Here is a 7,416-nt window from a genome sequence, read left to right as displayed (position 1 = left end):
GTGGGAGCTGGCTTGCTCGCGATGCAGACCACATGGTGTCTCTGAACGGGCGCTATTATGCTATCGCGAGCAAGCCCGCTCCCACGGGGATTGCGTCAAAGATGAAGATCCCGCCACGTACTGGTTCTGACCCGACCATTACGCTAGCCTTGGGCCTCGATCACACAGAACGAGACCCATGCGTTTTTCTTTACTAGCCCTGCTTGCCCTCTGCTGGACTCAATCAGCCCACGCCTTCGACACAACCACGCAAAATACCGTGCTCACCGGCTACGTCACCAGTAAAGTGACGTCCGCGCCCTTCGATCACAAACTGCTATGTGCCGCCCAGGATGACGCTGCCGTCTTTATTGCCAGTGACGGTCAACAGCGAGGCGCGCAGCTGGAGTCTGCCTTGCGCTATCTGCGCCAGACCCAGCCTGAATTGAATGCCTCCGACCTTGAACTGGCACAAGCAATTCTCGTCCAATAAATACCCGCGTTTTCTGGAGATGTTTCATGCGTAGCCCTTTAATTGTCGCCACCCTTGGCCTGTTGTTGCTCGCCGATGTGGCGCAAGCACAGACCGTTGTGCAGACCAGCAACATCATCGTGCGCGCGTTTGGCCGTTCCATCGACTTCACCTCCGACACCACCACGTCCATTCGTGACTCTAAAGTAGTCCGTGAAGCCCACGATGACGCCGCCACATTCGTCGCCAGCGAAGGCTCCATTCGTGGCGTGCAGCTGGAGTCCGCCTTCAATACCCTGCGCGATCGCCTGCCTGAAGCGCGTAACGCCAGCGACCATGACCTCGCCGAAGCTATCCTCGCGCTGTGAAACCACTGACGGGCTGGCTCGCGGCGTGTGCCCTGCTGCTTATCGGCAGTAATGCCCACGCGGCCCTCCATCTGCAGCTCATAACAGAGGGCCTGACACCCGCCCAGCAGCACGCCAGCCAAGCGCTGCTCGATGAAGCCATGCAAAAGCTGCCCCCGCGCTTCATCGAGCAACTGGATCGCCAGATTGTGGTCGGCTGGAGCGATGACATGCCCAGCAACGCCTACGGGCAAGCCTCGTTGGTGTCTGAGCTGGACCTGAATCGCAACCTCCTGGCCAGCCTCACCGATGGCTCGGCCGCGACTCAAAAGACCAATCGCCCCCACGGCACCGTGCGCCAGGAAATGCTCGCCACCGTTCTGCACGAGCTGACCCACCTCTATGACCGCGCCCGCCTCTGGCCTGCCGCAGACCGCACGCTCATCCAGCGCTGCGCACGGCAAAGCAACAGCACGGGGCTCATCGGCCTGCCCGACCAATGCCGTGGCCAGACCGAGCGCCGCTTTACCCTCAGCGATGACCCGCGCCTGCTCGACCTCGCCGGTTGGCAGCAATACGTGGGCCGCCGTGGTGAGCGCGAGCAAGACAACCATCAGGTCGTGCGCAGCCCGGACCTGTACGAAGTCACCAACCCCAAAGAATTCGTCGCGGTCAACATGGAGTACTTCCTCCTCGACCCGGCCTACGCGTGCCGGCGCCCGGCGCTGTACCGCTACTACAAAGATCATTTCGGCTGGGCACCGGCTGCCAAAGACGACTGCCCCAAGAGCTTCCCCTTTTTGAACGCCGGCAACGACTTTGCCAAACAGCCCCTCGGCACCGTTGACCCCGAGCGCGTATACGCCGTCGACTACCTGCTGGCCGAGGCCAACCAGGAATGGGCCAGCCGCTGGGGCCACAGCATGCTGCGCCTGGTGATTTGCGCCCCCGGCCGGCCACGCGGTCCAGATTGCCGACTCGACCTGCAAGAACACTTGGTATTGTCCTACCGGGCGTTTGTGAACGACGTACAGCTTTCAAGCTGGGACGGCCTGACCGGCGCCTACCCGTCGCGCCTGTTTGTACTGCCGCTGGCCCAGGTTATCGATGAATACACCAAAACCGAACTGCGCAGCCTCGCCTCTGTACCGCTGAACTTGAGCCGCCCGGAAATCGAAGAAGTGGTTGAGCACGCTGCCGAGATGCATTGGAGCTACGACGGCAGCTATTACTTTGTGTCCAACAACTGCGCAGTCGAAACCCTGAAACTGCTGCGCAGCGGCAGTGACAACGCGCAGCTCAAAGGCTTGGACAGCATCGTGCCCAATGGCCTGCTGGAAGTGCTCAAAGCCCGTGGTCTGGCCGACACCAGCGTGCTGGACGACCCGCGCGAGGCGCTGCGTATGGGCTACCGGTTTGATTCCTACCGCGACCGCTATCAAGCCATGTTCGACGTGCTGAAAACCCGCCTGCCGATCAAGCAGACCAGCGTTGAAGACTGGATGGCCCTGGACGCCGAGCAACGCCGCCCATGGTTTGAAAAGGCCGACCTGCGCGCCAGCGCGGCGTTGTTGCTGCTCGAACAGGCCAGCTTCCGCCGCCAGTTGCTGCTCGCTCAAGACGAGGTCAAGCAAAAGTACCTGGGCGCACGCGGGCTTAAAGATGGCGGCATGGACAAAGCCAACAAAACCCTGCAAGAGATCCTCGCCAGCAGCGGCTTCCTCAGCCGCCCGGCCGAACTGCTCGGCAGCAGCGGCTATGGCCTGCCCCAGGCTAAAGAGTGGCAAATGCTCGAGTCCGAAAGCAGCCAGCGCCAGCAACAGTTGCTACGCCTGACCAGCGATCTGGACAAAGAAGTGCGCAGCCTCCTTGAGCCGGCCCGCGCAGCGGAAATCGCCGCCACCGAAGCCAACGTCAAACAGATCGGCGAACACCTGCGCGCCATTCACAAAGCCGCAGGCGGCCTGCAACTCCCGTAGGAGCGAGCTTGCCTCGCGATCTTTTGATCTTACGCCCCCGGCACAAACTGCTTCTGCGCCGTGCCGTGGGCGATCAGCCGCGACAGGTAATTCATTTTCTCCGCATCCTGATCCACAAAGCGGAAGGTCAGTTGCAACCAGTCGCTGTCCGGCTTGGGTTCGTACGCGACGATGGCGTGCAAGTAGCCATTCAAACGCGCCACCTCGGCCCGCTCGCCTTGCTCAAGGTCCAATACCGCACTGGCCAGGATCTGCGGCAGCTCATCGCCACGGCGCACCACCAGCAGCGCCTCCTTGAGGCTGAGCGCTTTGATCACACACGGCTGAATCCCCGTTGGTAATCGCAGCTGGCCTTGGCCGCGCCCCGTGGGTGTCTGGCTGGCCGGGCGGGCCACAGGCGCCGCTGCTGCAGCCGGTCGGCTCGGCGCGGTCGGCATCACCACTTGCGCTTTGCCACCGGTCAAGGCACTCAACGAATCGTTGGCCAGGCCGGTGCTGGCTCGCACCGGGGCGCTGGCCATTACCGCATTCAGCAAGCCGGCCTTGGTGAAGGCCTTTTTCACTTTGGTCAGCAATTGCTCATTGGTGAACGGCTTGCTGACAAAGTCCGAAACCCCGGCCTGAATCGCCTGTATCACGTTCTCTTTATCACCACGGCTGGTGACCATGATGAACGGCAGCGTTTTAAGGCGGTCCTGCTCACGGCACCACGTCAGCAGTTCAAGGCCCGACATCTCCGGCATTTCCCAGTCGCACAACACGAGGTCAAACGGCTCGCGGGTCAGCAGCGCCTGAGCTTTGCGGCCGTTGACCGCGTCTTCGATGCGGATACCGGGAAAATAGTTACGCAGGCAGTTTTTAACCAGATCGCGGATAAACGACGCGTCATCCACCACCAACACACTGACCTTGCTCATCGACTGCTCCTTTAGAATCCTGACAACCCTGCGCCAAATGATGGCCATTTGCCAAGACCGATCAGCGCCTCGTCCCTTTTTACAGTTCGCCAAGCGCCTTAACTATAAACGCCACAAACGAAAACGCCCGGCAATGAGCCGGGCGTTTTATGTCGCGGGCAGTCTTAGTTATCGTCCGCTTGCGACTCAACATTAGCCTTGGTGCCTTCAACTTCTTCACGCATGCGCTTAAGGCCCATGTGGCGCACGTCTGTACCGCGTACCAGGTAAATCACCAATTCCGAGATATTGCGGGCGTGGTCGCCGATACGCTCCAGCGAACGCAGCACCCAAATGATGCTCAACACACGCGTAATAGAGCGCGGGTCTTCCATCATGTATGTGGCCAGCTCGCGCAGTGCGGTTTTGTATTCGCGGTCGATGATCTTATCGTACTGCGCCACCGACAACGCCAGGTCAGCGTCAAAACGCGCAAAGGCGTCCAAGGCATCGCGCACCATGTTGCGCACCTGGTCGCCAATGTGGCGCACCTCCACGTAGCCGCGTGGCGCCTCGCCTTCTTCGCACAGCTGAATGGCCCGGCGCGCGATCTTGGTCGCTTCGTCACCGATGCGCTCCAGGTCGATCACCGACTTGGAGATGCTGATGATCAGCCGCAAGTCAGAGGCCGCAGGCTGGCGACGGGCCAGAATGCGCAGGCACTCCTCGTCGATGTTGCGCTCCATCTGATTGATCTGTTCGTCGATCTCACGCACTTGCTGAGCCAACCCGGAGTCGGCCTCAATCAACGCCGTGACCGCGTCATTAACCTGTTTCTCGACCAGCCCGCCCATGGCCAACAAGTGGCTGCGTACTTCTTCGAGTTCCGCATTGAACTGCGCGGAAATGTGATGGGTGAGGCCATCCTTTGAAATCATGGTCTTGCTCCGCAAAAGCCTCAAGCGACAAGCTTCAAGCTACAAGTTAAATGTGTCGTTACGCCGCTCTGCTTTCTCTTGCCGCTTGAAGCTAAAAGCTTGTCGCTGCGTCTAGCCATACCGCCCGGTTATGTAGTCTTCGGTCTGTTTTTTGGCCGGGTTGGTGAACAGGGTATCGGTGTCGCCGTATTCAACCATTTTGCCCATGTACATGAACGCGGTGTAGTCCGAAACCCGGGCCGCCTGTTGCATGTTGTGGGTCACGATGACGATGGTGAACTTGGACTTGAGTTCGTAGATCAGCTCTTCGACTTTCAGCGTCGAAATCGGGTCGAGCGCCGAGCACGGCTCATCGAGCAGCAACACTTCAGGCTCAACGGCGATGGTACGGGCAATCACCAGACGCTGCTGCTGACCACCGGACAAGCCCAGTGCCGACTCGTGCAGACGGTCTTTCACCTCGTCCCACAATGCCGCGCCTTTAAGTGCCCACTCCACTGCTTCGTCGAGCACGCGCTTTTTGTTGATGCCCTGGATGCGCAGACCATACACCACGTTTTCGTAGATGGTCTTGGGGAACGGGTTCGGCTTCTGGAACACCATGCCCACACGACGGCGCAGCTCGGCCACGTCTTCGCCCTTGCGGTAGATGTTGTGGCCGTACAGGTTGATTTCGCCTTCCACCCGGCAACCGTCAACCAGATCGTTCATGCGGTTAAAGGTACGCAGCAAGGTGGACTTGCCGCAGCCCGACGGGCCGATAAACGCGGTAACCCGCTGTTTCGGAATGTTCAGGCTGACATCGTACAGTGCTTGTTTTTCGCCGTAGTACAGGTTCAGGCCCGGCACTTCAATAGCGACGGTTTCGTCAGCCAGGCTCAGGCTCTGTTTGCTGCGACCCAAGGCTGACATGTTAACGCCGTGGGTTGAGGAATCATGCTGCATGGGTTGCTCCATACGCTAAATATTCGTTTTGGCTATCTATGGTCACTAAAAAGGGCCAGTGGTATGCCAGATTCTGTGGGAGCGGGCTTGCTCGCGATTCAGGCGGCTCGCTCTAACCTTGAAACCGCAGAGATGCCATCGCGAGCAAGCCCGCTCCCACACTTAAGATTCCGTTATCAATCAGCTATCCAGCGCCTTGTATTTCTCGCGCAGGTGGTTACGGATCCACACCGCCGACAGGTTCAGGGTCGCGATCACCAGCACCAGCAGCAGCGCGGTGGCGTACACCAGCGGGCGGGCGGCTTCAACGTTGGGGCTCTGGAAACCCACGTCATAAATGTGGAAGCCCAGGTGCATGATCTTCTGGTCAAGGTGCAAGTAAGGGTAGTTGCCATCCAGCGGCAACGACGGCGCCAGTTTGACCACGCCCACCAGCATCAGCGGCGCCACCTCACCCGCGGCGCGGGCCACGGCCAGGATCAGGCCGGTCATCATGGCCGGGCTGGCCATCGGCAGCACGATCTTCCACAAGGTCTCGGCTTTGGTCGCGCCCAGGGCCAACGAACCTTCACGGACGGTACGCGGGATACGCGCCAGCCCTTCTTCTGTGGCCACAATCACCACCGGCACCGCCAGCAGCGCCAGGGTCAACGACGCCCACAACAGCCCAGGCGTACCGAACGTCGGCGCCGGCAAGGCTTCGGCAAAGAACAGCCGGTCAACCGAGCCGCCCAACACGTACACAAAGAAACCCAGGCCAAACACCCCGTACACAATGGCCGGTACGCCTGCGAGGTTGTTGACCGCGATACGGATGACCCGCGTCAGGGTGTTTTGCTTGGCGTATTCACGCAGGTACACCGCAGCAAGAACGCCGAACGGGGTCACGATCACGGCCATGATCAAGGTCATCATCACGGTGCCGAAAATCGCCGGGAAGATCCCGCCTTCGGTGTTCGCTTCACGTGGGTCCTGACTCAAAAACTCCCAGATGTTGCCGAAATACATGGCCAGCTTCTGCCAGCTGTTCATGTTGTTCGGTTGATAAACCTTCACCACTTTGCCGATGTTGATTTCCAGCTCTTTGCCGTTGGCATCACGGGCCGTGAGGCTGTCGCGGTTGAACTGTGCGTGCAAGTCGGCCAAGCGGTCTTCGACCGCTTTATAGCGTGCGTTCAGCTCGGCACGCTCGGCGTCCATGTCTGCTTGTGCGGTGGCATCCAGCTTGCCTGCCAGCTCCAGTTTGCGGCCGTGCAAACGAATACGCTCCAGCCCGGCATTGATGGCGCCAATGTCTTTCTTTTCCAGTTGGCTGAGTTGCGCTGCCAACGCATTAACGCGTTTGACGCGCGCCTTCAACTCGGGCCAGGCCGCAGCACCTTCCGCTACCACCTGACCGTTCTCTTTCACGTTAACCAGATAGCCGTAGAAGTTGCCCCACTCGCGACGTTCAATCGCCATCAGCTCTGGCGGCGTGCTTTCGCCGGTCAACCACTCACCCACCACCCAGGTAAAGTCGTTGCCGTTGAGGTCGCGGTTACCCACCTTGATCAGCTCGCGCGTCATGAACTCCGGGCCTTGGTCCGGCACAGGCAAGCCTGCACTTTTCAGGCGCTCACGGGGCACTTCTTCTTTTTGCACCACTTCGCCGATCACCAGGTGATCAGCACTGCCTGGCACGTTGTACTGCGCCTGTATCAGGTCGGCTGGCCAAAAGTGGCCCAGACCGCGCACGGCAATAACCGACAGCAAACCGATAGTCATGATGACCGCGATGGTCACCGCACCACCGCTGATCCAGACGCCGGGGGCGCCGCTCTTGAACCAGCCTTTGAGGGAGTTCTGCTTCACAGACTTCTA

The 7,416-nt window shown here is 59.9% G+C and carries 7 protein-coding genes; 3 read left to right on the top strand and 4 right to left on the bottom strand.

Annotated elements, in window-relative coordinates; genetic code table 11:
- The first annotated feature begins 178 nt into the window (after positions 1–178).
- Genes QMX84_RS18230 through QMX84_RS18220 form a run of 3 tightly spaced genes read left to right on the top strand, consistent with a single transcriptional unit; the run spans position 179 to position 2,777 of the window.
- Positions 179–472: a DUF2388 domain-containing protein gene (locus tag QMX84_RS18230; protein ID WP_123750565.1), complete on the top strand. Its 294-nt coding sequence runs from the start codon at positions 179–181 to the stop codon at positions 470–472.
- 26 nt (positions 473–498) lie between these two features.
- Complete coding sequence (locus tag QMX84_RS18225; protein WP_048390771.1) at positions 499–819, top strand: DUF2388 domain-containing protein; 321 nt, start codon at positions 499–501, stop codon at positions 817–819.
- The gene (locus QMX84_RS18220) at positions 816–2,777 is read left to right on the top strand and encodes a DUF4105 domain-containing protein (RefSeq protein WP_282364456.1); all 1,962 of its coding nucleotides are present in this window, start codon (positions 816–818) and stop codon (positions 2,775–2,777) included. Before QMX84_RS18225 ends, QMX84_RS18220 begins: the two co-directional genes overlap by 4 nt.
- Positions 2,778–2,806: 29 nt before the next feature.
- Here the strand turns inward: QMX84_RS18220 and QMX84_RS18215 are convergent, their stop codons facing one another.
- The 4 genes from QMX84_RS18215 to pstA all read right to left on the bottom strand — a co-directional run bounded on the left by QMX84_RS18215 (position 2,807) and on the right by pstA (position 7,407).
- Positions 2,807–3,694 (bottom strand): response regulator, encoded by an 888-nt coding sequence (locus QMX84_RS18215; protein ID WP_282364455.1) that lies wholly within the window; start codon positions 3,692–3,694, stop codon positions 2,807–2,809.
- 164 nt (positions 3,695–3,858) lie between these two features.
- The gene (gene phoU, locus QMX84_RS18210) at positions 3,859–4,611 is read right to left on the bottom strand and encodes a phosphate signaling complex protein PhoU (protein ID WP_048373785.1); all 753 of its coding nucleotides are present in this window, start codon (positions 4,609–4,611) and stop codon (positions 3,859–3,861) included.
- Positions 4,612–4,722: 111 nt separating this feature from the next.
- Entirely contained in the window at positions 4,723–5,556 is an 834-nt protein-coding gene (pstB, locus tag QMX84_RS18205) for a phosphate ABC transporter ATP-binding protein PstB (RefSeq protein WP_048373783.1), read from the bottom strand.
- A gap of 180 nt (positions 5,557–5,736) precedes the next feature.
- Complete coding sequence (gene pstA, locus QMX84_RS18200; protein WP_282364454.1) at positions 5,737–7,407, bottom strand: phosphate ABC transporter permease PstA; 1,671 nt, start codon at positions 7,405–7,407, stop codon at positions 5,737–5,739.
- Positions 7,408–7,416: the final 9 nt, after the last annotated feature.

This window comes from Pseudomonas sp. PS01297 (assembly GCF_029959305.1).
GTDB lineage: Bacteria > Pseudomonadota > Gammaproteobacteria > Pseudomonadales > Pseudomonadaceae > Aquipseudomonas > Aquipseudomonas helleri.
Note: the sequence above shows the minus strand (reverse complement) of the source record. Positions and strands in the feature narration are given on the sequence as shown.

Coding starts and splice junctions, on each gene's coding strand:
- phoU (WP_048373785.1), bottom strand. CDS start 4,611: ATGATTTCAAAGGATGGCCTCACCCATCACATTTCCGCGCAGTTCAAT.
- QMX84_RS18225 (WP_048390771.1), top strand. CDS start 499: ATGCGTAGCCCTTTAATTGTCGCCACCCTTGGCCTGTTGTTGCTCGCC.
- pstB (WP_048373783.1), bottom strand. CDS start 5,556: ATGCAGCATGATTCCTCAACCCACGGCGTTAACATGTCAGCCTTGGGT.
- QMX84_RS18230 (WP_123750565.1), top strand. CDS start 179: ATGCGTTTTTCTTTACTAGCCCTGCTTGCCCTCTGCTGGACTCAATCA.
- QMX84_RS18215 (WP_282364455.1), bottom strand. CDS start 3,694: ATGAGCAAGGTCAGTGTGTTGGTGGTGGATGACGCGTCGTTTATCCGC.